The organism is Enterobacter sp. J49, assembly GCF_002148625.1.
In the GTDB taxonomy this organism is placed as follows: Bacteria; Pseudomonadota; Gammaproteobacteria; order Enterobacterales; family Enterobacteriaceae; genus Enterobacter; species Enterobacter ludwigii.
Window position 1 is genome coordinate 1 of the sequence record NZ_MWPY01000029.1, and the last position, 455, is coordinate 455.

Annotated in this window: 1 pseudogene; it reads right to left on the bottom strand. The window is 60.9% G+C overall.

What is annotated here, in order from left to right:
• Positions 1 to 455: pseudogene (locus BJP35_RS08850) on the bottom strand (type II secretion system protein GspD); the annotation flags it as partial.

The following is a 455-nucleotide window of genomic DNA, read 5'->3' on the forward strand; positions in this document are numbered from 1 at the left end:
CACCACCACGGTTTCGCCGCTGTCCACCAGCACCGTGTTGTTGACCGTGCGGATATTGAAGATCGCCCCCAGCGAATCCGGCGTGGCGCCGGCGCTGTCGGCAACGCTGGAGACCTCCTGTTCGATCTGCAGCAACACGGACTGGCCCTGGTTGATCTGCGGTTTGACCTTGAGTTTGATCCCCACCGTCTTGCGCGACACGGTATTGAAGACGTTATCGCTGTTGGTGGTTTGCGAACCGGTCAGGATCGGCACATCCTGCCCGACGCTGAACTCCGCCTCGGCGTTATCCAGCGTGACGATGCTCGGCGTGGCCAGGATATTGTTTTGGTTGTTGCTGGCGATGGCGGACAGCAATACGCCCCAGTTACCGCTGTAGAAACCGGTCATCAGGCCGTTGGCCTTGCCGAACACGTCGCTCATGCCATTTTCGAACCCCGCCGACACCCCGGGCG